19 protein-coding genes and 1 pseudogene are annotated in these 26,818 nt (G+C 62.2%); 10 read left to right on the top strand and 10 right to left on the bottom strand.

The genetic code is table 11. The features are described 5' to 3' along the window. Positions 1-263, bottom strand: a 263-nt coding sequence (locus FHT75_RS35050; protein ID WP_183845782.1) for an NAD(P)-binding protein, incomplete at its 3' end; no start/stop codon positions are given. 251 nt (positions 264-514) lie between these two features. On the opposite strand from FHT75_RS35050, the gene FHT75_RS35045 reads away from it, so the two are divergent. Further along, positions 515-1,303 carry an SDR family oxidoreductase gene (locus FHT75_RS35045; protein WP_063474867.1) on the top strand — a complete coding sequence of 263 codons (789 nt, stop codon included), beginning with the start codon at positions 515-517 and terminating at the stop codon, positions 1,301-1,303. Between the two features lie 10 nt (positions 1,304-1,313). On the opposite strand, the gene FHT75_RS35040 is transcribed toward FHT75_RS35045, so the two are convergent. Then, positions 1,314-2,192 (bottom strand): phosphotransferase family protein, encoded by an 879-nt coding sequence (locus FHT75_RS35040; RefSeq protein WP_063474868.1) that lies wholly within the window; start codon positions 2,190-2,192, stop codon positions 1,314-1,316. A gap of 296 nt (positions 2,193-2,488) precedes the next feature. On the opposite strand from FHT75_RS35040, the gene FHT75_RS35035 reads away from it, so the two are divergent. From FHT75_RS35035 to FHT75_RS35010, 6 genes are all read left to right on the top strand, one after another. Continuing rightward, positions 2,489-3,790 carry an efflux RND transporter periplasmic adaptor subunit gene (locus FHT75_RS35035; RefSeq protein WP_063474869.1) on the top strand — a complete coding sequence of 434 codons (1,302 nt, stop codon included), beginning with the start codon at positions 2,489-2,491 and terminating at the stop codon, positions 3,788-3,790. Beyond that, complete coding sequence (locus FHT75_RS35030) at positions 3,787-6,903, top strand: efflux RND transporter permease subunit (protein WP_047616136.1); 3,117 nt, start codon at positions 3,787-3,789, stop codon at positions 6,901-6,903. The genes FHT75_RS35035 and FHT75_RS35030 overlap by 4 nt, the downstream gene beginning before the upstream one ends. A 216-nt stretch (positions 6,904-7,119) precedes the next feature. After that, positions 7,120-8,412, top strand: coding sequence for an Hsp70 family protein (locus tag FHT75_RS35025; RefSeq protein ID WP_047616135.1), 1,293 nt, complete (start codon positions 7,120-7,122; stop codon positions 8,410-8,412). A gap of 68 nt (positions 8,413-8,480) precedes the next feature. Continuing rightward, complete coding sequence (locus FHT75_RS35020) at positions 8,481-9,371, top strand: uracil-DNA glycosylase family protein (protein ID WP_183845781.1); 891 nt, start codon at positions 8,481-8,483, stop codon at positions 9,369-9,371. 132 nt (positions 9,372-9,503) lie between these two features. Next, positions 9,504-9,695 carry a hypothetical protein gene (locus FHT75_RS35015; protein WP_047616129.1) on the top strand — a complete coding sequence of 64 codons (192 nt, stop codon included), beginning with the start codon at positions 9,504-9,506 and terminating at the stop codon, positions 9,693-9,695. 94 nt (positions 9,696-9,789) lie between these two features. Beyond that, the gene (locus FHT75_RS35010) at positions 9,790-9,948 is read left to right on the top strand and encodes a hypothetical protein (RefSeq protein WP_164736006.1); all 159 of its coding nucleotides are present in this window, start codon (positions 9,790-9,792) and stop codon (positions 9,946-9,948) included. On the opposite strand, the gene FHT75_RS35005 is transcribed toward FHT75_RS35010, so the two are convergent. Both FHT75_RS35005 and FHT75_RS35000 read right to left on the bottom strand, forming a co-directional pair. Then, positions 9,949-10,821, bottom strand: coding sequence for a hypothetical protein (locus FHT75_RS35005; protein WP_048338623.1), 873 nt, complete (start codon positions 10,819-10,821; stop codon positions 9,949-9,951). Between the two features lie 245 nt (positions 10,822-11,066). Further along, positions 11,067-12,005: a DMT family transporter gene (locus FHT75_RS35000; protein ID WP_063474871.1), complete on the bottom strand. Its 939-nt coding sequence runs from the start codon at positions 12,003-12,005 to the stop codon at positions 11,067-11,069. Between the two features lie 341 nt (positions 12,006-12,346). Between FHT75_RS35000 and FHT75_RS36330 the strand changes: the two genes are divergently transcribed. The 3 genes from FHT75_RS36330 to FHT75_RS34985 all read left to right on the top strand — a co-directional run bounded on the left by FHT75_RS36330 (position 12,347) and on the right by FHT75_RS34985 (position 18,792). Next, positions 12,347-13,453: a methyl-accepting chemotaxis protein gene (locus FHT75_RS36330; RefSeq protein WP_063474872.1), complete on the top strand. Its 1,107-nt coding sequence runs from the start codon at positions 12,347-12,349 to the stop codon at positions 13,451-13,453. A gap of 188 nt (positions 13,454-13,641) precedes the next feature. Then, complete coding sequence (gene pepN / locus FHT75_RS34990) at positions 13,642-16,290, top strand: aminopeptidase N (protein ID WP_063474873.1); 2,649 nt, start codon at positions 13,642-13,644, stop codon at positions 16,288-16,290. Positions 16,291-16,482: 192 nt separating this feature from the next. Next, positions 16,483-18,792 carry a PAS domain-containing sensor histidine kinase gene (locus tag FHT75_RS34985; RefSeq protein ID WP_063474874.1) on the top strand — a complete coding sequence of 770 codons (2,310 nt, stop codon included), beginning with the start codon at positions 16,483-16,485 and terminating at the stop codon, positions 18,790-18,792. Between the two features lie 25 nt (positions 18,793-18,817). On the opposite strand, the gene FHT75_RS34980 is transcribed toward FHT75_RS34985, so the two are convergent. The 6 genes and pseudogenes from FHT75_RS34980 to FHT75_RS34955 form a co-directional block, all read right to left on the bottom strand. Further along, positions 18,818-19,468 (bottom strand): glutathione S-transferase family protein, encoded by a 651-nt coding sequence (locus tag FHT75_RS34980; protein WP_063474875.1) that lies wholly within the window; start codon positions 19,466-19,468, stop codon positions 18,818-18,820. Positions 19,469-19,571: 103 nt separating this feature from the next. Beyond that, entirely contained in the window at positions 19,572-22,544 is a 2,973-nt protein-coding gene (locus FHT75_RS34975) for a bifunctional [glutamine synthetase] adenylyltransferase/[glutamine synthetase]-adenylyl-L-tyrosine phosphorylase (RefSeq protein ID WP_063474876.1), read from the bottom strand. Between the two features lie 135 nt (positions 22,545-22,679). Further along, positions 22,680-24,089, bottom strand: coding sequence for a sensor histidine kinase (locus tag FHT75_RS34970; protein ID WP_025570251.1), 1,410 nt, complete (start codon positions 24,087-24,089; stop codon positions 22,680-22,682). Then, complete coding sequence (locus FHT75_RS34965) at positions 24,086-24,841, bottom strand: response regulator transcription factor (protein ID WP_373289194.1); 756 nt, start codon at positions 24,839-24,841, stop codon at positions 24,086-24,088. The genes FHT75_RS34970 and FHT75_RS34965 overlap by 4 nt, the downstream gene beginning before the upstream one ends. Positions 24,842-24,907: 66 nt before the next feature. Further along, a complete protein-coding gene (locus FHT75_RS34960) occupies positions 24,908-26,500 on the bottom strand; it encodes a Do family serine endopeptidase (protein ID WP_063474877.1) in 1,593 nt (530 codons plus the stop codon). Between the two features lie 213 nt (positions 26,501-26,713). Then, positions 26,714-26,818 (bottom strand): annotated as a pseudogene (locus FHT75_RS34955) (cytochrome c-type biogenesis protein CcmH); the annotation flags it as partial.

Below are 26,818 nucleotides of genomic sequence, written 5' to 3'. Positions count from 1 at the left end.
TCGGCGCTGACCTCGGTCTTGAACGGGTGCCCCTCCTCCTCACGCCAGCCGGGCAGCAGCCGGTCGATGCCGATCGGATCGACGACGGCGCCCGAGAGGATATGCGCCCCGACCTCAGAGCCCTTCTCCAGCACGACGACCGAAAGCTCCGGATTGACCTGCTTCAGCCGGATCGCCGCCGCAAGACCGGCCGGACCGGCGCCGACGATCACAACGTCGAATTCCATGCTCTCGCGTTCGGGCAGATCAGTCGTCTCGGTCATTCACTCGTCTCCGCTTGGCCGCACGCGGCCGTCATCCCCGTCATGGCACTTTCTTGTCAAAACGAGAAAGCATTGTCGAGCCGGGATACGACAGCCAATCTTCCAATTCGCACAATGATATGCCTCACCAGTCAGAATTATATAACGTTTACGTCAACGTCAATTATCAAACGCCACCAACCCGGCGACATTCCCTTTCCTTTTCCGCCGCCTGCGCCTTATACATCGCGGGAAAAATATCGGAGGATATCATGGATCTCGGCATCACAGGCAAACGGGCGCTTGTCCTCGCCTCCTCGCGCGGCCTCGGCCTCGGCATCGCCGTGGCGCTGGCGCGGGAAGGCGCGAACGTGCTGCTCTGCGGGCGCAGCGGCGAACAGCTGGAAGCCAATTGCAAGGCGATCAACAGCGAAGGCAAAGGCCGGGCCGACTGGATCTGGGCCGATCTCGGCGACGAACGCTTCGTCGAGATGGCGACGACGGCGGTGAAGGAAAAGTTCGGCGGGCTCGATATCCTCGTCAACAATACCGGCGGACCGACGCCGGGCACGACGGAGGAGATGACGAGCGAAAAGCTCGAGACCTATTTCTTCTCCATGGTCGCCCGCGTGATCACGCTCACCAACGCGCTGCTGCCCGGCATGAAGGCGCAGGGCTGGGGCCGCATCCTGACGGTTGCCTCATCCGGCGTGATCGAACCGATCGCCAATCTGGCGCTGTCGAATACGCTGCGCCCCGCCCTTGCCGGCTGGAGCAAGACGCTTGCCTCCGAAGTCGCAGGCTTCGGCATCACCACCAACCTGCTCCTGCCGGGTAGCATCCTGACGGCACGGCTAGACGATCTCGATGGGGCTGCGGCTAAGCGAACGGGCAAGAGCCTCGAGGAAATCCGCGCCGACAAGGAAGCGCGCATTCCGGTCGGCCGCTACGGCAAGGTGGAGGAATTTGCCGCAACGGCTGCCTTCCTGTGCAGCCAGCCGGCAAGCTACATCACCGGCTCGCTCATCCGCTGCGACGGCGGCGCGGCACGGTCCGTCTGACCATCGCCTCTCAGCCGACGCGGGCGGCCGCCGCCCATGTCGCCACACTTCGGATCATCTGTTCGACGTTCGCCGGATCGTCCGCCAGTTCGGCGAGTTCGGAAAGACGATGGAAACCCGTCAGGATCGCAATGCGCCGCCGGTCGAGCCTGCGTCCGGTCAGCATTTCATATGCCGATACGATGCGGGCGGTCAGATCGGGCGAGATGAAGTTCGAATAGATGAATTCCTGGTGCAACGGGCCAAAGCCTGAATCGGCAAAATCATAAATGCCGTTCAGCCGCTTTTGCCTATGGTCGAAGGCCATGTTCCAGCCATGGCCGTCGAAGAAGCCGTAGATGCTGCCAAAAGGATCGGGCGGCAAGGCTTCGAAATCGGAAATGATGGCCTGGGCAAAGCTCTTGATGTCCGGCGGCAGCAGCGGCAAGGCCCTCGTTCGCACCGCCTCCGGCGATTGCCATGGCTGAATGGGGCCGGCACCGGCCGAGCGCAGCCGATCGGCATCGAGCACGTGCAACTCGGCGTAAAAACGGGCGAGATCTTCTGCGAGGTGCTGACGATCGCCTTCGCGAAGCGCGTCGTAATCTTCGGCAATGAGATGCTCGCCGTCTAGCTTGGCATGGCTGGAGAAGATCGGCGGCCCGTCATGAATGCGCATGTCTGGAACCGCCATCGACAGCGACGGACGAACGATGTCGAGCAAGGCGGCTTCCTTCTGAAGCGCTCTCTCCGCGCCGAGATTGCGGGGAAACTTGAAGATCAGCGTGTCATCGACGTCGACCGCCATCGAATCCCAGCCCTTCGCCGCCAGCTTGAAGACGGAGGCCGTGAGTTCAGGAAATACGCTTGTGATGAGGGAGCGAAACTCGCTGGCATCCAACTCAGTCATGACGACCTGCCTTCTCTGGTTTTTTCCCCGTGTTCTTCCCGCGCGATGGACGGCATGCAGATCGACATTATCGCCGGGCAAACCGCCTGCGCATCGGCCATCGGGTTACACTGGATCTATATTAGTATAGTTTGAATATTACGGAATATTCATTACAAAAATTTAAGCCGTTATAACCACTTAGTGATCGCGCTCCGGGAATTATGTCTTTTTTGCGCCGCAATATAAGCGGCTCAATCAGAGCATAAAATTCGCAACCTTGCCCCCGCAACCTTGCCCAAAGACCGGTCTCGCCCATGAAGAAATTTTGGATCACCGTCAGCGTTATCGCAGTTGCCGCCGTCGGCGTCTGGCAATTCGGGAATCTGATCCCTTATGCCTCCCGCATCCCCTACCTCTCGCAGTTCATCAAGCAGCCGGCAGCCGGCAATGGCGGCGGGCAGCAGGCCGATCAGGCGCAAACCGATCAAGCGCAGAACGGTGGGCAACATCAGGGCGGTGGGCGCAGACGCGGCGGTGGTGGCCCGACCGTCGTCAAAACAGTCGCAGCGGTGAAAACGACGCTGCCGACGGATGTGACCGCTTCCGGCTGGGCCGATGCCGATGACAATACGACCATCGCCGCACAGGAACAGGGCTTGATCGTCAGCATCCATGCGCAGGATGGGGCAACCGTCAAAGCCGGCGACCTGATCGCCAAGCTGGACGACCGGACGGCCAAGGCGGCTGTCGACAAGGACAATGCGATGATCGTGCGCGACAGGGCAACCCTGTCGGAATCCGAGACCGCATTGACGCGCGCGCAGGATCTCTTCAACCAGAAGGCCGGCACCCAGCAGAGCCTCGACCAGGCGGTCGCCGCCCGCGACACCGCCGCGGCCACCGTCGATGCCGACAAGGCCTCGCTTGCCTCCGATCAGATCATCCTCGAGAACACCGACATCCGCGCTCCCTTCGACGGCCGGCTCGGCGATATCGCCATCAGCAAGGGCGCCTTCCTCAATGCCGGCTCGGCAATCGTCACCATCGCGAAATACGATCCGATCTATGTGAAATTCCACCTGCAGGAGCGCTATCTGCGTGAGCTGAAGAAAGCTCTGGCAGCCGGTCCGGTCGAGGTCAGCACCGCGCCCAGTTCCGCCAAGGGCCAGGTCAGGAAGGGCGAGATCAGCTTCTACGACAACACCGTCGACACGGCATCGGGCACGATCCTCGCCAAGGCGAAATTCGAGAATGCTTCCGGCGCTCTCTGGCCCGGCCAGTCGGTCAACATCGTGGTGCATTTCAACAACGACGAACAGCAGGTGGTGGTGCCGACGGTTGCCGTCAGCCCCGGTCCCGAGGGTTTCTTCGCCTTCGTCGCCAAGGACGGCAAATCGCATCTGACTCCCGTCACCATCGCCCGCGCAAATGGCGGCTTCACCGCCATAGAATCCGGCCTTCAGGCTGGCGACCATGTCGTCGTCGAGGGCCAGGGCCAGTTGAGCGACCAGCAGGCGATCAACGAGCAGTTCGACGAAAAGACGCTTGATGTCGCCTCCGCCGAAGAGCCTCGGCAGCAGCAGTCCGAGACGATCACGGTCGGAGCTCAGCAATGATCCCCAATTTCTGTATCCAGCGCCCTGTCGCGACGACGCTGCTTGCCATCGGCGTCATTCTGGCCGGCCTTGCCGGTTACCAACTCGTGCCGGTCGCGGCCCTGCCGCAGGTCGACTTTCCCACGATCAACGTTTCGGCGCAGTTGAGCGGCGCCTCGCCCCAGACGATGGCGACCTCGGTTGCGACGCCGCTGATCAAGCAGTTCGAGACCATTCCCGGGATCAGCGAAATCAGCGCCTCCAGTTCGCTCGGCAGCACCAGCATCGTGCTGCAGTTCGACCTCAACCGCGATATCGACGCGGCCGCAGCCGACGTGCAGGCGGCAATCTCGCATGCGACCCGGCAACTGCCCGACAACCTGACGACGCCGCCGAGCTATCGCAAGACGAACCCGGCCGATGCGCCGGTCATGTTGCTCTCGGTGCAGAGCAACACCATGCCGCGCAGCAAGCTCGACGAGATCGCCGAGGACATCATCTCGCCATCGCTTTCCACACTTCCCGGCGTTGCCCAGGTCAGCGTCTATGGCGCCCAGACCTACGCCGTGCGCGTCGAGGTCGACCCCAACAAGCTTTTGACCCGCGGCATCGGCATCGACACCGTCAACAAGGCGCTTGCTGCCGCCAACAGCCAGCAGCCCGTGGGAACGCTGCAGAACAATTCGCAGAGCATGACGATCACGGCGAATACGCAGCGCATTAACGCCGAACAGTTCCGCTCGCTGGTCATTGCCAATCCGAACGGCGCGCCGATCCACCTTGGCGACATCGCCGATGTGCAGGACAGCGTCGAGAACCAGTATACCGGCAGCTGGTATGATGGCCAGCGCGGCATCATCCTCGCCATCCAGCGTCAGCCGGATGCCAACACGGTCGATGTGGTCGATGCGATCAACGCCAAGCTGCCGCAGCTTCACGCCGAAATTCCGCCTTCGGTCAACACCGTGGTCATGAACGACGCGGCAAAACCCATTCGCGCCGCCATTGCCGACGTGAAGTTCACGCTGCTCCTGACGATCGGTCTCGTCGTTCTCGTCATCTACCTCTTCACCGGCCACGCCACGGCAACGATCATTCCGGGACTTGCCGTTCCGTTGTCGCTGATCTCGACCTTCGGCATGATGTATGTGCTCGGCTACAGCATCGACAACATTTCGCTCCTGGGGCTGACGCTCGCGGTGGGGCTGGTGGTGGACGACGCGATCGTCATGCTCGAGAACATTCTGCGCCATGTCGAGGAAGGCATGCCGGTGCGGGAAGCGGCGATCAAGGGGGCGGGCGAAGTCAGCTACACCATCATTTCCATGTCGGTTTCGCTCATCGCCGTCTTCATCCCGATCCTGCTGATGGGCGGCGTCGTCGGCCGCGTGTTCAACGAATTCGGCATGGTGGTCGCCATCGCCATCATCTCGTCGGCCATCGTCTCGCTGACCGTGACACCCATGCTCGGTTCGCGCCTGTCCAACAATCACAGCCGCCCGCCGCTGCTCATCCGCATCTTCGATGCCGGCTTCGAGCGGACGCTCAACGGCTATGACCGGGCGGTCGGCTGGTGCCTTCGACATCGCCTGACGATCCTCGGGATTTTCCTCGGCTCGGTGGCGCTGACGGTCTATTTCTTCATGACGCTGCCGACGAGCTTTTTCCCGCAGGAAGATATCGGCCGCCTGACGATCAGCACGCAGGCCCGCCAGGATATTTCCTATTCCGCAATGGAGGCGCTGCAGCAGCAGGCGGCAGCGGCCGTCAAGGCCAACCCGGCGGTCAACCACGTGATGTCGACGATCGGCGGCAACCCGAACAAACCGCAGAACAACGGCTCGATGTTCGTCGAACTCAAGGACAAGAAAGAGCGCCCGCCGCTTGACCAGACGCTGCGCGAACTGCGCACGGCGATCAACAAGATCCCTGGCCTGCAGGCCTTCGTGACGCCGAACCAGAGCCTGCGCTTTGGCGGCCGCCAGACCGCCAGCCAGTATCAGCTGGTGGTGCAGGCGCTGAGTGCCGATCAGACCAACCTCTGGGCCGGCAAGATCCAGGCGGCGATGCGCAAGGACCGGCTGTTCACCGACGTGACGTCGGACGCCCAGAACAACGCGCTGCAGGCCAATATCGTCATCGATACCGAGCGGGCAGCAGCCTACGGTATCGACAACGACACGCTGCGCACGACGCTGCAGGAATCCTTCAGCGGCTATTCAGCGGCGGAAATCCAGTCGACCGGCGACAGCTACGACGTGATCGTCGAATACGACACCAGCAAACCCTGGGACGACCAGAAGCTCTCGGAGATCCGTGTCGCCTCGTCCAATGGCAGCTTGGTGCCGCTTTCGAACTTCGCGCATGTCCAGCGCACCACCGGCCCGGTCACCATCAACCAGACGGGCCAGTTGGTCTCGACCACCGTTTCCTTCAACCTGCCGGAAGGCGTCTCGCTCAGCGATGCGACGGCGGCGATCGATCAGATCAAGAAGGACATCGCCACGCCGGCCGACGTCTTCACCTCCTATGGCGGCACGGCTGAGATCTTCGAGCAGTCGCAGGGCAATACGCCCTATCTGATCCTGGCGGCCATTCTGACAATCTATGTCGTGCTCGGCGTGCTCTATGAAAGCTTCATCCATCCGCTCACCATCCTCTCCGGCCTGCCGGCCGCCGCCTTCGGTGCGCTGCTGGCTCTGAAGATCATGGGCTTCGACCTGTCGATCATCGCCCTTATCGGCCTGTTGATGCTGATCGGCATCGTCAAGAAGAACGCGATCATGATGATCGACGTGGCGGTGGAGACCATGCGCACGACCGGAGAAAAGGCGACAGCGGCGATCCACGAGGCCTGCGTGCGACGCTTCCGACCGATCATGATGACGACCTTCTGCGCCCTGCTCGGCGCCCTGCCGATCGCGCTCGGCACCGGCGCAAGCTCGGAGCTGCGCCAGCCTCTCGGCATCGCCGTCGTCGGCGGCCTTGTTGTCTCGCAGATGCTGACCCTGTTCATCACCCCCGTCATCTTCGTCGAGATGGACCGCTTCGGAAACTACCTCGGCCGGCTGATGGGCCAGAAGAAGGTCGAGGAGCCGAAGGTGCAGGAGGTAAGGGCGATGGCTGCCGAGTGATGACGGCCCTCTGAGTTCGGCGTTGCCGATCAGCCCTTGCGGCGCACTTCTTCTTCCAACCGGGAGAGGAAGTGCGCCGCGATCACATCAACTTCCACTCCTCTTGAATGTGTCACGCCTCTGTGGCATCACCCGCCCTCCTTGATCCGGGCGTTCGTTCGCCCTTGCGGAGTAAAGCTCCGTCTCCAATAACAATCGACATGAAGAGGTGCGGGCATGGCTCAGGCGCTGGGTTTCGACTTCGGCACGACGAATACGGTTCTCGCCCTGGCGGATGGCGGGGCGACGCGCTCGATGGCGTTCACGAGCACGGAAGGCACGGCCGACAGCATGCGCACGGCGCTTTCCTTCATGAAGGATGCACAGCTCGGCGCATCAGCGCTGAAGGTGGAGGCGGGCCATGCGGCGATCCGGCAGTTCATCGACAATCCCGGCGAATGCCGCTTCCTGCAATCGATCAAGACCTTTGCGGCGAGCGCCCTGTTCCAGGGCACGCTGATCTTCGCCAAGCGGCATAATTTCGAAGATCTGATGGAGATCTTTATCAGGCGCCTGCGCAACTATGCCGGCGACAACTGGCCTTCTCAAGTCAGCCGCATCGTCACCGGCCGTCCGGTGCATTTTGCCGGCGCCAGCCCCGATCCGGCCCTGGCAACCGAGCGCTACAACGAGGCGCTGTCGCGCTTCGGCTTCCCAGAAATCCACTATGTCTACGAGCCGGTCGCCGCCGCCTTCTACTTCGCGCAGAACCTGAAGCAGGACGCCACCGTGCTGGTCGCCGATTTCGGCGGGGGCACGACCGACTATTCGCTGATCCGCTTCGAGACCGTTGCCGGCAAGCTGACGGCAACGCCGATCGGCCATTCCGGCGTCGGCGTCGCCGGCGACCATTTCGACTACAGGATGATCGACAACATCGTCGCGCCGCTGATCGGCAAGGGCAGCCATTTCAAGAGCTTCGACAAGATTCTCGAAGTGCCGTCCAACTACTATTCCAGCTTCGGCCGCTGGAACCAGCTGTCGATCTTCAAGACCACGCGCGAATTCGAGGATCTGAAGAAGCTGGTGCGCACCAGCCTGGAACCGGAAAAGCTCGAAATCTTCATCGACCTCATCGACCATGACGAGGGCTATCCGCTCTATCAGGCGGTGTCGGCGACGAAGATGGCGCTCTCGGCCTCGGAAGAGGCGCCTTTCGATTTCGCACCGCTCGGTCGCGGCGGGCGTCGCAGCATCAAGCGCAGCGACTTCGAGGGCTGGATCGCCGAGGATCTCGCCCGCATCGAAGGTGCACTCGACGACGTGCTCGAGAAGACCGAGACGAAGCCCTCGGAGATCGACAAGGTGTTCCTGACCGGCGGTACCTCCTTCGTACCGGCGGTGCGCCGCATCTTCACCGAACGCTTCGAGCGCGACCGGATCGAAAGCGGCGGCGAGCTGTTGTCGATCGCCCATGGCCTGGCGCTGATCGGCGAACGCGACGACATCGGGCAATGGACTGTGCAATAGCACTGACAAGGGCCTGCAATCCGTCGCCTGCCCTTTCAATGCCACTGTCTCTCCGCTAAACCTGTCGCATGATCTCCGCCAACGACCTTTCCCCCGCCGAGCTTGCGGCACTTCTGCATTTCCATGCGGATGCCGGCGTGGAATGGCTGCTGGAAGAAGAGGCGATCGACCGCTTCGCCGAGTTCGAGGCGATGAAGGCCGCCCGCCGCCCGGCGGCGACACAGGCGCAGCAGCAACAGCCGCCCGCCGGCGAACGCCAGACACCGCCGCGTCCGAATGCAGCGGCGCGCTCGGCGCCTGCCGAACGCGCAGCGTCCGGCCCGCAGCCTGCCATTCCGGATGGCGAGGCGGTGCAGCAGGCGCGTTTCGTCGCCGAAACTGCGCGATCGCTCGCAGAGCTCAAGACCGCGATCGAAGCCTTCAACGGCTGCAATCTCAAGCACAGCGCCCGCTCGACGATTTTTGCCAGCGGCGATGTCGAAAGCGGGATCATGGTGATCGGCTCGGCGCCGAGCGCCGAAGACGATCGTGAAGGTGTGCCCTTCTCGGGAAAATCCGGCCAGCTGTTCGACAAGATGCTGGCGGCGATCGGGCTGACGCGCTCGACCGTTCTGCTGACGCAGGTCATCCCCTGGCGGCCACCTGGCAATCGTGCGCCGTCGGCGGCGGAAATGGACATATGCCGCCCGTTCATCGAACGGCAGATCGCGCTTGCCGAACCCAAGGCGATCCTACTGCTCGGCAATTTTTCGGCGCGTTTCTTCTTCGGCGAAAACGACACGATTCACGGCCTGCGCGGCCGTTGGAAGGAGATTGCGGTTGCGGACTGTGTCATTCCTGCCATAGCCAGCCTGCATCCGCAGGATCTATTAACCGCACCTGTCAACAAGCGGCTGGCCTGGAACGACCTGCTGGCCTTTCAAGTAAAGCTTAAGTCCCTCTCTTTGCTTAGAAATTAGTCAATGTTGAATATTTTATGAATCAAGCCATGCACCTTTCGCATGGCTGCATCCCGCCGTGACGCATTGCGAAATCAATGCTGCATCGCAATATGAAGATGTGTCTTGGGAGGAATCACAGGAACCAAGGCCATGAACAAGCGTTTTCGTCCTATCCATTGCGGGTTTGAAACCCTTCGCCTCGCCGGCGACCATGTTCGCTCCACTCAGGGCTACAGCCGTTACGGCTTTGCCACGAACGAACAGATGATTGCCCGCGGCACCGGCATCAACAGCCGCACGGCGCGCCCCGACGCGATTTTCTCGGACTTCCAGCAATATTGAGCGGCAGCCGCCGACAGCCGCTGCGCGTCTTCGGACGCGCAAAGGATGCTGTCGCACCTCGAATTGCCGCCCTTTCGTATCAAGAGTAACGCCAATGTCGACGATCCTGATATCGCTTTTGCGCAACATCGAAACCTTCGAGCATATCCGCGTCGCCGTCTGCGCCGCGCGGGAATATGAGCGGGAGCTTTCCGTCAAGCCGGCTGATGGCGGCGAGCGTATTGGCGCAGGCGCTGCGGCGATCGTTCTCTGATCAGCCGGCCATATCCTCGATCTGGGCTTTCGCCCATTCGAAAGCTTCGTCGACATAGGCGAACTTGACCGACTGCCAGGCGCAATATTCCTCGACGAAATCCCGCGATATCCAAAGGTGCGTCTTGCGCGGCTCGTCATACCAACCGACGCAACCGCGCTGCGCCGCCTTTGCCAGCACACGCTGCAGATGGGTGCGCGACATCATGAAATCGGCAGCGAGCGCCCGGGTTTCGACGCGGCCGACGGAAAACCTGTCCGGCTCGCGGCTTTCTATATCCATCCGGGCGATGAAGTTGTCGACGACGAGGCCGCCGGCTTCCGTCCAGAGGAACAGTGCCACCTGCTCCGGCGGCTCGCGCCAGGCGGCATCTTCCAGGCAATGGCGGGCGATGCGCGGCTGAACGAGCCGCATCAAGGATGGGTTTGCCTGGAAAAAGACTGCCCTTTGACCGCCGTCGAGCAGATCGAGCGCAGCGAGATTGCCGAGAATCCAGGCAAACATCGCCTGATGGCTGACATCGGCCGGCTCGAAATGACGTGGCCGCCGCCGCTCGTCGCCGGGCGTGTGGACAATGAAGCGGTAGGTAAAGAGCTCTTCGATGAAGGCGAGCACGGTGTTACGGCTCGCCACCTTGTGCCCGGTGATGCGTCCTGTCAGCCGGACGGCGGTGAAACCCGAGGTCGGGTCGCGCGGATCATATTCCAGGTTGAGGGCATAGGCCGTCTGGGTCAGAAGCCAGCGCTGATGCGAGGCGAGCAGTCGCGCCAACCGCGGACCGGCATCGAACATGCCGCGCATCTGCCCAGCCAAAAAGCGGATGCTCATCAGAAAGGAAGGGTTCCCCGCCAATTGCGCCGCTGTGAATGTCATTATGCTTTTCTCCACCTCCGCTCGCAGGCCAGCGTTCGGAGCAACGACACCGAGAGCTCCTCCGGCATCAGCGGCCATTCAAACATGCACAGCTTGGAATAAATGATACTCTCTCATCTTCAACAATCACATTCCGCAGGCCGGTGGTATCCCAAGAATTCACCATTCTTTTCATGCTTTGAGAGCAAGCATCAAGCGTGGACAATCCCCGCGTTAAAACCTTCGATATCATGTGCTTGCGGGTGTCAGGCTTGCGGCGTCGAGGCCTTGCGCGCCTCTCTCTGTTCGATGCCGAGCTGATGCTCGCGATAGATGATGAAGATGCCGGCGGCGACGACGATCGCGGTGCCGATCAGCATGGTCACGCTCGGCACATCGCCGAAGACGAAATAGGCGACGATGCCGCCGAGCAGGATCGAGGTATATTCGAACGGCGCGATGGTGGAGACGTCGGCATGGCGGTAACTTTCCGTCAGCAGGATCTGCGCGACACCGCCGCAAAAACCGGCAGCGATCAGGTAGAGCGCCGAAGGCCACGGCAGGATGAGCCAGCCGAAGGGAAGAGAAGCCAGCGAGAAGACCGATGCGGTGATCGAGAAATAGAGCACGATCGTCGCCGTCTTCTCCTCCTCGACGAGGCGGCGCACCTGGATCATCGCCATGCCGCCGAGAACGGCCGAGAGCAGCACGCAGAGCGCGCCGACGGCCTGTTCCGCTTCCATGCCGCCGTTGCGAAACAGTGTGAGTTTCGGCCAGGAGATGATGGCGACGCCGACGATGCCGACCAGGACGGCACTCCAGCGATAGATACGCACGGTCTCGCCGAGAAAAACCGCAGCGAAGACGACGGCGACGAGCGGCAGGGCGTAGCCGAGCGCAATCGCCTCCGGCAGCGGCAGATGCAGCAGGCCATAGAAACCGAAAGCCATCGACATGATGCCGATCGTGCCGCGCTTGAGGTGACCGATCGGATTGGACGTGTAGAAGGCGGCGCGCAACTGTCCAATATAGGCGAGGTAGGCCATGATCGGAAAGAGCGCGAAGAAGGACCTGCAGAAGGTGACCTGACCCGGCGGGATGTCTGAGCCGGCCAGCTTGATGAAGGTCTGCATGGCCAGGAAGACCACGACCGACGAGACTTTCAGCGCAATGCCTCTCATCGGGTTTCTGAGAACCGAGTGCATGATCCTGGCTCTTATATCGACTTAAGCGGAATGGGGAGACGCGTTCGACTCGGGAACGCAATGGATGACATCTGCCATCGTAGCGAAAGAAAATCCCGATGGGCGAAAAAACCGCAAGCCACGCATGAGAATCATAAAATCGCGTTCGGCCACAGGCGCAACCGTGCCTCAACCGCGCCACCGCCCTTAAATCTTTCTGTCTTGAGCCGTTTCACCCTAAAATGTTCACCGCTGACCGCTCGGCGTTAACCAATTGAAAACCATAGGCAAGCATCGTTTGTGGCTTATCCCGAAATTTTCTTCGCCACAAACAATTGCCCGTTCCTGCCAGGATCATTTTGATGAAGCCGCTTAGCGCCGAAACCATTGCCCAGTCGCAGAATGCGACTCCGCGCTCGATGCGCGTCGTCACCGACGGCATCAGCACCGACCTCGAGCGCTTCAGCGCCGACAACACGCATATCGTCAAGCAGATCAAGCTGCTGGCGATCAATGCGTTGATCGAGGCGGCACGCGCCGGCGAGACCGGAAAGGGCTTTGCCGTCGTTGCCAACGAGGTGCAGCGGCTGGCGCAGATCGCAACCGACATTACCGGCCGGTTCGAGAACAACGTGCTCGGCCGCATCGGCCTCAGCCGCGCCATGGCGGATTCGCTGGTCGAGGAGATGGAAGGCGTTCGCCTCACCGATCTGGCGCAGACGCTGGTGCAGCTCATTGTCCGCAATCTCTTCGAGCGCACGGCCGATGTGCGATGGTGGGCGACGGACCCGGCGCTCTGGCAGGCGCTGCACAACCCGGACCGGGAAATCGTCGCCTTTGCGGCGGAGCGTCTCGGCGCCATCAACCGCTTCTACACCGTCTATCTCGATCTCGTCATGACCGATCTCTCGGGCAAGGTGATCGCATCGGCCAATCCCAAGTTCCAGCGCAAGATCGCCGGCACGAGCCTGGCCGGCGATCCGTGGTTCCGCGCCGCATCGGGCTGCGCTTCCGGCGACGCCTACATTGTCGACGAGGTCAAAGCGAGCCCGCTGCACGACAACAGGCATGCGCTCGTCTATGCCACAGGCATCCGCGAAGAAGGCAAGCTCGACGGACGGCTGATCGGCACGCTCGGCGTCTATTTCGACTGGCAGAACCAGGGCCAGGCGATCGTCGAGAAAGAGGCGAACCTGCCGCCGCAGCTGGCGGAAAGAACGACGGTCATGCTGCTCGACGGCAAGAGCCGGGTCATCGCCACCACCAATCCTGCCTTGCTGTTTTCCCATTTCGCGCTCGCCAACCCGTCCGGCCAGGCAAAAGGCAGCTACTACGACAATAACGGTTCGATCGTCGCCTTCGCGCGTACGCTCGGCTATGAGGATTATGACGGGCTCGGCTGGTACGGCGTCGTCGTGCAGCAGACCGAAAACGACGCGACAATCAAGGCTGCGCTCAATCTTAAGTAGAGCCATTCCCCCTGGCGACCACGTTCATCAGCCCCAACAAGGTATTTTGCCCGCGAACTTCGTGTTCGCGGGCAATTTGCTTTAACTTTAGTTCAGACTTTAATGTAATCATGCCCGGCAAAATTTATGGCAGAGTGCGCCCGCCTCTGTATTCCGCGGTTGTCTAATAACGGTCTTCAGGAAACACCATGCGAACAGATACCGGCCAGGTCATTCATCTGGCAGATTACCGTCCCACCGACTTCGTGCTGGAACGCGTGGACCTCACTTTCGAGCTCGACCCGACGGAGACAAAGGTCGAGGCGCGGCTGATCTTTCATCGTCGCCCCGGCGCCGATCTCAAAGCGCCGATCGTCCTCGACGGCGATGAGCTGGCTCTGTCGGGACTGCTGTTCGACCAGGTGGAGCTGGAGCCTTCGCGCTACGACGCAACACCGGAAAGCCTGACGGTGCGCGACCTGCCGGAGAGCGCGCCCTTCGAACTGACGATCACCACGATCATCAACCCTGAAGCCAATACCCAGCTGATGGGCCTTTACCGCACCGGCGGCATCTACTGCACGCAATGCGAGGCGGAGGGTTTCCGCCGCATCACCTATTTCCCCGACCGGCCCGACGTGCTGGCGCCGTTCACCGTCAACATCATCGCCGACAAGGACGCCAACCCGCTGCTGCTGTCGAACGGCAACTTCCTCGGCGGCGCCGGCTACGGCCCCGGCAAACATTTCGCCGCCTGGTTCGACCCGCATCCGAAGCCGAGCTATCTCTTCGCCCTCGTCGCCGGCGATCTCGGCGTCGTCGAAGACACGTTCACCACCATGTCCGGCCGCGAGGTGGTGCTGAAGATCTATGTCGAGCACGGCAAGGAGCCGCGCGCGGCCTATGCCATGGACGCGCTGAAACGCTCGATGAAGTGGGATGAAGAGCGGTTCGGACGTGAATACGACCTAGACATCTTCATGATCGTCGCCGTCTCCGACTTCAACATGGGGGCAATGGAGAACAAGGGCCTCAACGTCTTCAACGCCAAATACGTGCTCGCCGATCCCGAGACCGCGACCGATGCCGACTATGCCAATATCGAGGCGATCATCGCACATGAATATTTCCACAACTGGACCGGCAACCGCATCACCTGCCGCGACTGGTTCCAGCTGTGCCTCAAGGAAGGGCTGACGGTCTATCGCGACCACGAATTCTCGTCCGACCAGCGCTCGCGCCCGGTCAAGCGCATTGCCGAAGTGCGCCATCTGAAATCGGAGCAGTTCCCGGAAGATAGCGGCCCGCTCGCTCATCCGGTGCGGCCGACGAAATATCGCGAGATCAACAACTTCTACACGACGACCGTCTATGAAAAGGGCAGCGAAGTCACGCGCATGATCGCGACTTTGCTCGGCAAGGACGGCTTCAAGAAGGGAATGGATCTCTACTTCGACCGCCATGACGGCCAGGCGGTGACGATCGAGGATTTCGTCAAATGCTTCGAGGATGCGAGCGGGCGCGATCTCACGCAATTCTCGCTCTGGTACCATCAGGCCGGCACGCCGCTCGTCACCGCATCGGGCAGCTATGATGCGGCAGCCGGCAGCTTCTCCCTGTCGCTCGAACAGATGATCCCGGCAACGCCCGGCCAGCCGAGCAAGGAGCCGATGCATATTCCGCTCAGCCTGGCGCTGTTTGGCGAAAACGGCGGCAAGATCGAACCGACCGCGGTCGACGGTGCGGAATATGCCGGCGAGGTGCTGCATCTCACCGGCCGCACCCAGACGGCGGTGTTCCACGGCGTTGGCTCGCGGCCGGTCGTTTCGATCAACCGCAGCTTCTCGGCGCCGATCAACCTCCATTTCGATCAGAGCCCGGCCGACCTCGCCCATCTCGCCCGCCATGAGACCGATCATTTCGCTCGCTGGCAGGCGCTGACCGATCTGGCGCTGCCGAACCTCCTGAAAGCAGCGCGCGACGCCCGCGAGGGCAAGCCAGTCGTCTGCGAGGCGACTTTCGTCGAGGCGCTGATTGCGGCAGCGGCCGACGAGAGCCTCGAACCTGCCTTCCGCGCCCAGGCGCTGGCTCTGCCGAGCGAATCCGATATCGCCCGCGAACTCGGCGGCAACAACGATCCCGATGCCATCCATGCCGGCCGGCAGGCGATCCTGAACCAGATCGCCGATGCCGGAAAGGACGTCTTTGCCGGCCTTTACGCGGCGATGACGACGTCAGGCGATTTCAGCCCGGATGCGAAAAGTGCCGGCCTGCGGGCGCTGCGCAATACCGCCCTCACCTACCTCTCGCATGCCGAACAGACTCCGGCCCGCGCCAAGGCCGCCTTCGATGCGACCAACAACATGACCGATCTCAGCCATGCGCTGACGATCCTCGCCCATCGTTTCCCTGACAGCGCGGAGACCAGCGAGGCGCTGGCAACTTTCCGCGACCGCTTCGCGGACAATGCGCTGGTCATCGACAAATGGTTCGCGATCCAGGCCGGCATTCCCGGCGCAAAAACCCTGGAGCGGGTCCTCGGCCTGATGGACGACCCGCTGTTCAAGCGGACCAATCCGAACCGGGTGCGTTCGCTGGTCGGCACCTTCGCCTTTACCAATCCGACCGGTTTCGGCCGCGCCGACGGCGAAGGCTATCGCTTCCTCGCCGGCCAGATTCTCGATATCGACGAGCGCAACCCGCAGCTTGCCGCCCGCATTCTCACTTCGATGCGCTCCTGGCGCTCGCTGGAACCGGTGCGGGCCGATCACGCCCGCTCGGCGCTGACCGAGATCGAGCAGTCGGCCGATCTTTCGACCGACGTGCGCGATATAGTCGAGCGCACGCTTAAAGGGTAGTTTTGATTCGACCGGCCGCCGACGAAAACTCGGCGGCCGGTCGCCGATCGGTTCGAATCGCCTGAAAAGCACAAAATTATAAATAGTTAACGGATTTTTACCTTTGCCTCTGGACAAGGCGAATCACCCATGATTCTCTAAGTCAGGTTCGAGCGAGCGGCGCGCGAATCACACGAGGGACAAGGCGAAGAGATGATGGACGTGCGACGGGCAACCGTGGCCGAAGGACGGCTGCGTGTCGATTTTGACGGGCTGAAAGCCTGGCGAGACAGCCTTTCAGGCCGCGCGACATCGGAACCGCTGCTTCGGCATCTGCCGAAAGCCGAGCTCGTGCTGAAGCGGGCCATTCCGGCGCTGATCGTCGCTTTCCTCTCCGTCGTCGCCGCCTCGCATTTCTTCGGCATGATGAGCGAATATGGACGGTTGGAGTCCTCGGCCCGCCATGCCACGGCCCTTTCGGCGGCAACCGCCTCTGCCGTGTTTGCCGATGCAGCCGACATCTTCGATAGCGGCGACGTCGGCCAAGCGCAGGCCCGGCTTGCCAAATTCCTGCCGCAGGACCGGCTGGACAACGGCACCTTCGTGCTGCTCGTCCAGGCAAGCGGCAAGGTTTTTGCCTCGACCACCGCCGGGCTTTCGCATGTGGGCAGCAATGTCGGCGATTTCTTCCCCGAGGTCTCGGCGATCCGGCGTTTCGGCGATCGCGCCGGCGTCATCGAAACGACGATCGGCGGCGTGCCGCACTATGCCGAGATCACGCTGATGGGCAATGCCGGCGGCTATATCGTCGCCGCCACCTCGCTCGACGAGATCGGCCGGCTCTGGCGCGAGCAACTGGCGCTTAACGTCACGCTGTTTGCCGGCATCTCCTCGATCCTGCTGGTCATCCTCTACGCCTATTACACCCAGGTGAAGCGCGCCCGCGATGCCGACGACATCTTCCTGGAATCGAACCTGCGCGTCGAGACGGCGCTGTCGCGCGGTCGCTGCGGCCTCTGGGATTTCGATTTCGAGAATCGCGAATTCTTCTGGTCGCGTTCGATGTACGACATGCTCGGCCTGCCGGGTTCCGACAAGACGATGGGCTTCGGCGAAGCCGCGCGGCTGATGCATCCCGATGACGGCGGGCTCTACGAGATCGCCCGCGCCATCGCCAAGGGTGATTCCGGCCAGGTCGATCAGATCTTCCGCATGCGCCACGCCGGCGGCCATTATGTCTGGATGCGCGCCCGCGCCCAGGTGATCCGCAGCAATTCCGGCCGCATGCACCTGATCGGCATCGCCATGGACGTGACCGAACAGCATCGGCTCGCCCAGCGCTACGCGGAAGCCGACCAGCGCCTGGCCGACGCCATCGAATGCACCTCGGAAGCCTTCGTGCTCTGGGACAAGAACGATCGCCTCGTCATGTGCAACACGCATTTCCAGCAGGCCTATGGCCTGCCGGACAGTGTGCTGGTGCCCGGCACCGAGCGCTCGGTGGTCAATGCCGCCGCCGCCCGTCCCGTCATCGAGCGGCGGATCGCCGATGCCGACGGTTCGGGCTATTCGCGCACAACGGAAGTGCAGCTTGCCGACGAGCGCTGGCTGCAAATCAACGAGCGGCGCACCCGCGATGGCGGCAGGGTCTCGGTCGGAACCGACATCACGCTGATGAAGCGCCATCAGGAGCGGCTGCGCGAATCCGAACGCCGGCTGATGGCGACGATCGGCGATCTCTCGGCCTCGCGCCAGACGCTGGAGATCCAGAAATCCGAGCTTTCGACGGCCAACGCCAACTATCAGGCGGAGAAGGAACGCGCCGAGGCTGCCAACCAGGCGAAATCGGAATTCCTCGCCAATATGTCGCATGAGCTGCGCACGCCGCTCAACGCCATCCTCGGCTTCTCGGAAATCCTGCAGAACCAGATGTTCGGGCCGCTCGGCTCGCTGAAATACGACGAATATGCCCGCGATATCCATGACAGCGGCAAACATCTGCTCAACGTCATCAACGACATTCTCGACATGTCGAAGATCGAGGCCGGCCACCTCCGGCTGCACCGCGAGCGCATCGACCTCGTGCCGCTGATCGAGGAAAGCCTGCGCTTCACCGCCATGCCCGCGGCCGAAAAGAACATCGTCATCGAACAACGCATCTGCTCCGGCCTGACGCTGATGGCCGACCGCCGGGCAATGAAACAGGTGCTGCTCAACCTGCTCTCCAATGCGGTGAAGTTCACCGACAATGGCGGCCGCGTCGCGGTGCGCACCCGCCGCGTCGACGGCGCAGTCCTCGTCACCATCGCCGACACCGGCATCGGCATTCCCCGCTCGGCGCTGGCAAAAATCGGCCAGCCCTTCGAACAGGTGCAAAGCCAGTATGCCAAGAGCAAGGGCGGCTCCGGCCTCGGGCTCGCCATCTCCCGCTCGCTGACCTCGCTGCATGGCGGCCGCATGAAAATCCGCTCACGCGAAGCTGTGGGCACCGTGATCTCGCTGCGCATCCCCGACGATATTTAAAGGCCACGTCAAAATCCGACCGTTGTCAGCCGGCCGATGCGGCGGTGAAAACCGCCAACTGAGCGGCGAAAGCACTGTTGTATGCGGGCCGCGCTTCGCCGCGGGCGACATAGGCGGAGAGGTTCGGATGATCGTCCAATATATCCGATCCCTTCAGCCTGAGCAGCACCGTCACCATCAGAAGATCACCGGCGCTGAAGGCGCCGTCCAGCCAGTCGGCATCGCCAAGGCGACGGGAAAGATCGTCCAGCCGTTTCCGGATGCTGACCTCGAGGGCATGCAGGCGCTGCTCATACCAAGGCTCGTCGCGCTCCAGGATTCTGGCGAGAGCGCGGTCGAAGATCGGCGGCTCTATGGTGTTGAGCGCGGCAAACATCCATGCGATCGCGCGCGCCCGGGCATTCGCATCCTCCGGCAGCAGGCCCGCATGACGCTCGGCGATATGGAAGACGATTGCTCCGGACTCGAACAGCGCGAGATCGCCTTCCTCATAGGTCGGAATCTGTCCGAACGGTTGAAGTCTGAGATGCGCGGGTTCTCTCATCGCCTTGAACGAAACAAGGCGAACGTCGTAAGGCAGCCCCACTTCCTCGAGTGCCCAGCGAACGCGCATGTCACGCGCCAGCCCCTTGCCGCGATCGGGCGAGTGTTCAAAGGCGGTAATGGTAATCGTCATTGGTGTTCTCCCGAGCGTGCCTGCCTTGAAGACGACCGGCTAAACGAGATTCCGACAGCCCATGTTCGAGATAATCCTCGCGGTCATTCCAGCTGATGTGAAATCATGCGCCTGAATTACCGGGCTTCACGACATTCTGGAATATTTTCCGAACCGCTTTCGAAAGCCGCTTTACCTCGGCTTCCAGGGTCTTGATGTCAGGGCAGTCGCCGGCGCGGCAGACGAGTTCGACGAGACCCGACGGCGCCTCCTTCGGATCGAACGGACCGTCAATGGACAGGCGGATCAGTTGCGAGAGGCCGGTATAAAGCGCGAAGGCCTCAAGGCATGTGTCGAGATCGGCTGTCGCCATCAGCCGGTCGCCAAGCACCTTCAGGGCCTCGCCGGTACTCATCCCGTTCACGGCAATGCCGACGCCTCTGGTCGGCGCAATCAGCGCCAGATATTGGGCGATGAATTCGAGATCGATGACGCCGCCGGAGATGAGCTTCAGATCCCACGGGCCGGATGGCGGCTTTTCCTTGTCGACCATTTCGCGCATCTCGGCGACGTCATGCGCCACCTTGGCAACGTCGCGATCGGCCGACAACACCTCCTGGACGATATGCTCGGCTTCGGCGATCAGGCTTTCATTGCCGCAGATCAGTCGGGCGCGGCTGAGCGCCATATGCTCCCAGGTCCATGCCTCCTCGCGCTGGTACTTGCCGAAAGCATTGATGCGGGTGGCGACCGGCCCCTTGTTGCCGGACGGGCGCAGCCGCATGTCCACCTCATAGAGCACACCTTCTGCGGTGGGCGCCGAGAAGGCGGCGATCAGCCTCTGGGTGATGCGGGTGAAATAACGCGTCGCGTCGAGCGGCTTCGGTCCATCGGATTCAGAGGCCGCATCGTCGTAATCATAGAGCAGGATCAGGTCGATGTCGGAACCGGCCGTCAGCTCGAAACTGCCGAGTTTGCCCATGCCGGCGATCGCGATGCGGCCGCCGGGATAGTCGCCATGGGCGGCCCGCATTTCGCTCACCACGGCATCGAGTGCCGCCACGATGATGAGATCGGCCAGATGGGTGAAGGCGCGTGCGGCCATCGCACCGTTGATCGCGCCGGTCAGCAGGCGGATGCCGATCAGGAAACGCTGCTCGGCGGCAAAAATGCGCAGCCGGTCGAGTACCTCCTCATAGTGGCGCGCCTGGGCGAGCGAGCCCTTCAGCCGTTCGCCGAGATAATCGCGGGTCGGCAGTTCGGCCATCAGGCCGGGGTCGAGCATACCGTCGAAGACATGCGGCTTGGCGGCGATCACCTCGGCAAGCCGGGGGGCCGAGGACATGATGTTGACGATCAGCGACAAGAGCGCCGGATTGCTGCCGAGCAGCGAGAAAAGCTGGATGCCGGAGGGAAGGCCCGAGATGAAGCTGTCGAAGCGCAGCAGCGCCTCGTCGGCGCGCTTGCTTTCGCCGAAGACCCGCAAGAGCTCCGGTGCCAATTCCGTCAGCCTTTCGCGCGCTTCCACCGATTGCGTCGCGCGGTAGCGGCCATAATGCCAGGTGCGGATGATGCGGGAAATGTCGGACGGCCTGGTGAAACCGAGTTTCTTCAGCGTCTCCAGCGTATCGGGGTCGTCGCCCTGGCCGGTGAAGACCAGGTTGCCGGTATCGGTGGAAAGCCTGCTCTCCTGCTCGAACAGGTGGGCATAACGCCGCTCGACCGTTTTCAGCACGCCGACCAGCCGCTCGGAGAAGCTCGGCGTGTCGGTGAATCCCATCATGAAGGCGATGCGCTTCAGGTCGGCATCCGTCTCCGGCAACAGATGGGTCTGCTCGTCGCGCACCATCTGGATGCGGTGCTCGACATCGCGCAGGAACCAGTAGGCCTCCGTCAGTTCGTCACGGGTTTCCGCGTCGATCCATTTCGCCTTGGTGAGTTCACAGAGCGTTTCTTCCGTCGCCCGGCCGCGCAAGGCCGGCATGCGGCCGCCGGCGATCAGCTGCTGGGTCTGGACGAAGAATTCGATTTCGCGAATGCCGCCGCGGCCGAGCTTGACATTGTGGCCCTTGACCGCGATCGCGCCGTGGCCCTTATGCGCGTGGATTTGCCGCTTGATCGAATGGATATCGGCGATCGCCGCGTAATCGAGATATTTGCGGAAGACGAAAGGGGCGAGCCCGCGCAGGAAATCGCCGCCCGCCGCCAAGTCGCCGGCAACCGCGCGCGCCTTGATGAAGGCTGCCCGCTCCCAGTTCTGGCCCCTGCCCTCGTAATAGATCATCGCCGCATCGACCGGGATCGCCAGCGGCGTCGAGCCGGGATCGGGGCGCAGTCTGAGATCGGTGCGGAAGACGTAGCCGTCGGCCGTGCGCTCCTGCAGGATGCGCACCAGCCGGCGCATCATTCTCGGGAAGACCTCGATCGCGTCATCCGGGTCGGGTACCATGCCTGCTTCTTCGTCGAAGAAGACGACGAGGTCGATATCGGAGGAATAGTTGAGTTCGGATGCGCCGAGTTTGCCCATGCCGAGCACGATCAGCCCTGAGCCGTTGCTCGGTGCCGCCGGATCCCGCAGCCGCAGCTTCCCGCCCTCATGCGCAGCAAGCAGCAGATGGTCGATGGCAGCAGCGACCGAAGCCTCGGCAAGCTCGCTCAGCCAGGCCGTCGTCGCCCGGCCGTCGAAGATGCGCGAGAGATCGGCGAGCGCGACTAGGAAGGCCACCTTGCGCTTGATGATGCGTAGCCTGCTCATCACCACGGATTCGGCGGGTGCCGCCCCCTCGCCGTCCGGTCGCCAGCACCCCCTGGCCTCGGCGACCAGCGCCTCGATCTGCGGCTCCAGCGGCTCGGTGACGGCGCCGGCGAGGATGGCGGGGTCGAGATTGGCGATTTCGCGCAGGTAGGGCGACAGCGTCAGCACCGCCGCAATGAAATCGCGAAGCGGCCCTTCCGTCTTCAGCATCGTCGCCACCGACGGCTCGCTTTTGCCGGCCTCTTGAAGGTCGGCCAGCGCCAACTTCAATTCCGTCTGGTTCAGCGGACGCAGCAGCCCTTCGGCGACATCCTTCAGGCCATGCGTCGATTTCGTCAGCATGCGCTCTCCCTGCTTTGGCACCTCAGGAAACGACGACGCAGAATCGCAGTCCGCGCCTTCGATCGAGATTAAACTAGGGTCTTGGCCGAAAACCGCCAATACGCGATTCAACCGATCGTATTTCGGCGGAAGAGATCAGGCAGCCTTGGCCGGGAAGATCATGCTGACGGTCAATCCGCGCTGTTCGGGTTTGTCGGGATCGGTATCGGAGAGTTCCAGCCGGCCGTTGTGCAGCTCCATCACCGCTTCCACCAGCGAAAGCCCGAGGCCTGTCCCGGGTTTCGACCGGCTTTCGTCGAGGCGGACGAAGCGCTTCACCACATCGTCGCGCCGGTCGGCCGGAACGCCCGGTCCGTGGTCGGCGACCGACAGGCAGATACCATCAGGGCGGCGGGAAAGCTTCAGCGATACTTTGCCCGCGCCTTCGGTATCGGAGGAATATTTGATCGCATTGTCGAGCAGATTGAAGATCGCCTGGCCGATCAGCTCGCGATTGCCCTGCACCTCGACATCCGGTTCGATGCTGGAGCTGAGGTCAAGCCCGGCTTCTTCCGCCGCTGGTTCGTAAAGCTCGGCGCTATCGGAGACGATCGCCGAAAGCTCCACCGGCGACATCTCGGCGGCGACCGATCCGGCCTCGACGCGAGAGATCATCAACAGGGCGTTGAAGGTGCGGATCAGCTGATCCGATTCGGAAATAATCCCTTCCAGTGCTGCGCGCCGCGTCTCGCCATCGCTGATATCGAGCGCATCGGCCGCCTTGTTGCGCAGCCGCGTCAGCGGCGTCTTGAGATCGTGGGCGATGTTGTCGGACACCTGCCGCAGACCCTCGTTCAGCTTCTCGATACGCTCCAGCATGGTGTTCAAAGACATCGACAAACGGTCGAATTCATCGCCCGAGCCGCCGACGGGCAGGCGCTGCGACAGGTCGCCGGCCATGATCTTTTTGCTGGCATCCGACATGCGGTCGATGCGTTTCAGCGCGTTGCGGCCGATGGCGAACCAGATGATGATGGCGCCGAGCCCCATGATCGCCAAAGCCACCATCAGCGCCTGGCGCACCAGCAGACGGAAACGCTCGGGATCGCCGAGGTCGCGGCCGATCAGGATTCTGAGACCGTTGTCGAGCACGAAGATATTGGCGATCGCCTTGTGGCGCCGCTCGATACCGCTGTCGGTATAGCGCTGATAAATGAAGGGCGCGGAGGTCCAGCCGATTTCCTCGAAGACACCCGGCTGCACCGACGCGACGTTGCCGGCGAGAATATCGCCCGAGGGACCGGCGATGATGTAGAGATTGGCGCCCGGCTGGCGGGCGCGCCGCTCCATGGTGCGCAGGAGAAGGTTCATGCCGCCGGTGTCATAGGCGCGCTGCACCTGCTCCACCTCCTGTCGGACGGCGTCGCGGATCTGGCCGGTCAGCAGCCGTTCCGACATCGCCGTCACATAGAAGACGAGCGTCGCGGCGCAGATGGCGAAAAGCAGGATATAGAGTGCCGAAAGGCGGACTGCGGTGGACTTGAAGAGAACCCTGAAACGGCTCATCCCTCATCCTTGATCATGTACCCCGCGCCCCGGATGGTCTTCAGGAGGGGCTGGTTGTAGTCCTTCTCGATCTTCGAGCGCAGACGCGAGACATGCACGTCGATGACGTTGGTCTGTGGGTCGAAATGGTAGTCCCAGACATTTTCGAGCAGCATGGTGCGGGTCACCACCTGGCCGGCATTCTTCATCAGATATTCGAGCAGGCGAAATTCGCGCGGCTGCAGCAGGATCTCCTTGCCGCTGCGGCGCACCTCATGGGAGAGCCGGTCGAGTTCGAGATCACCGACGCGATAGACGACGTCCTGATCCGGCGTGCCCTTGCGGCGGCCGAGCACTTCGACGCGCGCCAAAAGTTCGCTGAAGGCATAGGGCTTCGGCAGGTAGTCGTCGCCGCCGGCGCGAAGACCGGTGACGCGATCATCGACCTGACCGAGTGCAGAGAGGATGAGGACAGGCGTATGGATGGCCTTGCGGCGCAGCTCGCTGATGACGGAGAGCCCGTCGCGGCGCGGCAACATGCGGTCGATGACGATGACGTCGTAGGTATTTTCCGACCCCATGAACAGGCCGCTCTCGCCGTCGCTGGCGTGATCGGCGACGATGCCCGCCTCACGAAAGGCTTTCGTGAGGTAGACCGCGGCTTCGAGATCATCTTCGATGATGAGAATCTTCATGCGGCCGACATTACCCACCGGCTGCGTTTCGGCAAGGCTCAAAGCATTTTCCTGCGGGGCGGCGCTCATGGCGATCATCCTTCAAAGCTCAGAAGAATCGAGCCGCGCGGACTTTCGTCCGCACGGCTCTCGTTTTCTTAAGGATCAGCCCTGGCCGTTGATCGGAAGCGCAACGAAACGGCTTCCTTCACCGGACTGGATCTGGAACAGCGCACGGGTGCGGCCGTCCTTCTTGGCCTGGTTCAGCACCTTGACGATATCTTCGGGGCTGGAGACCTCCTGGTTGTTGACCGAAGTGATCTTCTCGCCTTCCTTGATGCCCTTGTCGGCAGCGTCGGAATCCGGGTCGATGCCGGTGATCGCCAGGCCCTTGCCGTCGTCGGAAGGACCGACCGTCAGGCCGAGATCGGCAAGCGCCTTCTCGGAAGCCGGTGCCTCAGGCTGCTGCGGCTGGTTGTTGTCATCGGCCGACGCATCCTTCTGATCGATCGGCAGCGTGCCGAGCTCGACGGTGAGAGACTGGGCCTTGCCGGCACGCCAGACCGAAAGCTCGACCTTGCTGCCCGGCTGCATCGCACCGATGCGGCGGCTGAGATCACGTGCATCCTTGATCGTTTCGCCATTCAGCGCAGTGACAACGTCGCCCGCCTTCATGCCGGCCTTGTCACCCGGCGATCCGGCCTGCGGGGCCACGACAAGGGCGCCGCTCGGCTCGGACAGGCCGATGGACTCGGCGATATCCTTGGTCACCGGCTGGATCTGCACGCCCAGCCAGCCGCGCGACACCTGGCCGTCCTTCATCAGATCGGCAACGACATCCTTGGCGGTCGAGGCGGGAATGGCGAAGGCGATGCCGACGCTGCCGCCCGACGGCGAGAAGATCGCGGTATTGATGCCGACGACTTCGCCGCTGAGGTTGAAGGTCGGACCGCCGGAGTTGCCACGGTTCACGGCAGCATCCACCTGCAGGTAATCGTCATAAGGGCCGGAGCCGATATCGCGGCCACGGGCCGAGACGATGCCTGCTGTGACCGTGCCGCCGAGACCAAAGGGGTTGCCGACGGCAACGACCCAGTCGCCGACGCGGACATTGTTGTCGTCGGCCCAGTTGACGTAGGTGAACTTCTTGCCCTTGCCGTCGACCTTCAGGACGGCGAGGTCGGTGCGCGGATCCTTGCCGATCAGCTTGGCATCGAGCTCGGTGCCGTCATTCATCACGGCGACGAAGGCCTGGCCATCGGACACGACGTGGTTGTTGGTGACGATATAGCCGTCTTCGGAGATGAAGAAGCCGGAGCCCTGGGCGACGGGGCGCAGACGACCCTTGCCGCCCGGACCGGTCGGGCCGCCATTCGGGCCGTTCTGGCCGAAGCGCCTGGGATGACCCTGCTGGTCATTCGGATCCTGGCCGAACTGCTTGAAGAACCGCTTCAGCGGGTGATCGTCGGGAAGGTCGTCGAAGCCGCGGCCGTTGAAATCGAAGGAGAAGCCGTCATTGTTGTCGGAGACGGGATTGACGCGGTTTTCGACCCGGACGGAAACGACAGCCGGCGAGACGGCGTCGACCACATTGGCAAAGCTCGGAACGGCAGGCGCCTGAACCTTGACAGCTTCGGCATAAGACCGGGTGATTTCGAGCGGAACGCCGGTTGCGAGCACAGCGGCTGCGATACCGGCGACGGTAGAAGCCTTGAGCACAGTGGCGAGGGACGGACGTCCGTTGAAATTCTTGAGCATTGGAGCACCTTCTCTTGTTCTTAAATCTTCAGACCGGCGACGCCGGATCAGTCGATGAATGAAGATATAGGACGCCGCACCTTACTGCGAACTGTCCAGCCAATGAAAAGTTGGTAATGTTTGTAATGTTTGCTTTTGGCCAAACGTGCCGCCAGCTTCCCGGGCAGCGCGGACGCGGCCAGATATGCTCGTCTGCCGGCTCAGCCCGGTCGGTTATTTCTTCAGAAGCTCGCTCAGCTTCGCCTGTTCGTCGGCTGTCAGCTTGCTGCCGGTCGGCTTGCCGGCCCTGTTGCGCGCAAAGACCAGCAATGACAGCCC

It is taken from the genome of Rhizobium sp. BK112, from assembly GCF_014193215.1.
Classification (GTDB): domain Bacteria; phylum Pseudomonadota; class Alphaproteobacteria; order Rhizobiales; family Rhizobiaceae; genus Rhizobium; species Rhizobium anhuiense.
This window is presented reverse-complemented; position numbering and strand designations above follow the sequence as displayed.